Source organism: Spirillospora sp. NPDC049652, from assembly GCF_040675125.1.
In the GTDB taxonomy this organism is placed as follows: domain Bacteria; phylum Actinomycetota; class Actinomycetes; order Streptosporangiales; family Streptosporangiaceae; genus Spirillospora.
The window spans coordinates 1-1,809 of record NZ_JBFAOF010001229.1; the positions used below are offsets into that span (position 1 = coordinate 1).

General features: G+C 76.0%; 2 protein-coding genes and 1 pseudogene. All 3 read left to right on the plus strand.

From position 1 onward, the window contains the following. Positions 1–345, plus strand: a pseudogene (locus tag AB0J52_RS38840) (hypothetical protein); the annotation flags it as partial. Then, entirely contained in the window at positions 345–917 is a 573-nt protein-coding gene (locus AB0J52_RS38845) for a MarR family winged helix-turn-helix transcriptional regulator (RefSeq protein WP_500188057.1), read from the plus strand. The pseudogene AB0J52_RS38840 and the gene AB0J52_RS38845, both read left to right, overlap by 1 nt. Positions 918–1,015: 98 nt before the next feature. Beyond that, the gene (locus AB0J52_RS38850; RefSeq protein WP_500188058.1) at positions 1,016–1,789 is read left to right on the plus strand and encodes a cyclase family protein; all 774 of its coding nucleotides are present in this window, start codon (positions 1,016–1,018) and stop codon (positions 1,787–1,789) included. Positions 1,790–1,809: the final 20 nt, after the last annotated feature.

Here is a 1,809-nt window from a genome sequence, read left to right on the forward strand (position 1 = left end):
CTGATCACCAACCGGCGCGCGTCCGGGCGGATCGACGCCGCCCTGGACCGCCTGTCCGCCGCCGTCGCCGAGACCCGCATGGTGACCGGCCCGGCGACCGGACCGGCGACCGGACCGGCGACCGGTCCGGTGAGCGGTTCGCTGACCGGACCGGTCGGCGGGGTCGCCGCGCTGCGCGACCGCGTCACCGCCGCCCTGGTCGATCTGCGGGACGCCGTGGACGTCGCCGAGGGCGAGTGGTGGCAGCGCGCCCTGCCCGCCGAACGCGTCGAGGCGGCCGAACGCGACGGCCACCTCGCTCTCGCCGCGCTCGCCGCCGTCCGCCCCGAACGAGAGGCCGCCTGATGATCCCGCCGAACACGCCCGACCACGCGTCCGCGTCGCAGCCGGCGCCTCCCGCCTCGCGGCCGCCCGCGCAGGACGCGGTGACCGAGGTGCTGCGGCAGTGGCGGGAGCTGCGTCCCGACCTCGACACCACGCCGATGGCCGTGATCGGCAGGGTGAACCGGTGCGCGGCGCTGCTCCAGCACGCCGCCGGGACGCCGCTCGGCCGGGCCGGGCTGGCCCGCGCCGAGTACGACACGCTCACCGCGCTGTACCGGCTCGGCCCCGGCGTGACGCCGAGCCGGCTCGCCCGCGAGACGTTCGCGTCCGGCGCGGCGGTCACCAAGCGCCTGCGCTCCCTGGCCGCCCGCGGGTTCGTGGAGCGCCGCGCCGACGAACGGGACCGGCGGGTCCAGCACGTGTCCCTGACCGACGAGGGCCGCGCGCTGATGGACCGGCTCCTCACCGAGCAGGTCGAGTACGAGAAGTCCCTCCTCGACGGACTCGGCCCGGAGCGGAACGCCGAACTCGCGTCCGCGCTGGCCGAGCTGCTGTCCCTCCTGGAAGGCACCCTCGCGCGCCCCGCCCGCTAGATCGGCGGGTCCCGGCCGCGCCTTTTCAAGGCGGAGCGGTGCGGTTACGTTCGGGGAAGCCGGGCGCTTCGGACATCCTGGGGATTGGGGAGGCCGCCGTGACCGAATCCGCGTTCTCAGCCGGGAGCATCGCCGCCGCCGTCGCGGACGGCTCGCTGGACGTGGTGGACCTGACCGCGCCGCTGACGGAGCGGACCCCGATCCTCCAGCTCCCGGAGCCGTTCGCCAACACGGTCCCGTTCTCGCTGCGCGAGATCAGCCGGTACGACGAGCGCGGCCCGGGCTGGTACTGGAACGACATCGTCACCGGGGAGCACGTCGGCACCCACTTCGACGCGCCCGTGCACTGGGCCACCGGCCGGGGCGGGGAGGACGTGTCGCAGGTCCCGCCGAGTCGCCTGGTCGCCCCCGCGGTCGTGCTCGACGCGTCCGCGAACGCCCGGGCGGATCCGGGGTTCCTGCTGGAGATCGACCATGTGCGCGCGTGGGAGAAGGCGCACGGCGCGCTGCCGGACGGCGCGTGGCTGCTCTACCGGACGGGCTGGGACGCGCGTTCCGACGACGCCGGCGCGTTCCTGAACGGCGGGGTGTGGCCGGGCCTGTCCTCCGAGTGCGCGCGCTGGCTGGCCGAGGAGACGCCGATCCTCGGCCTCGGCGTCGAGATGGTCGGCACGGACGCGGGCGCGGCGCACGGCTTCGACCCGCCGTTCCCCTGCCACTCCCACCTGCTGGGCGCCGGCAAGTACGGCCTCACCCAGCTGCGCAACCTGGACCGCCTTCCGGCGCGCGGGGCGGTGCTGGTCGCCGCGCCCCTGCCGATCGCCGGAGGATCCGGAAGCCCGTGCCGGGTGCTCGCGCTGGTCGACCGGTGAACGTCGCCCACGCGGTCGGG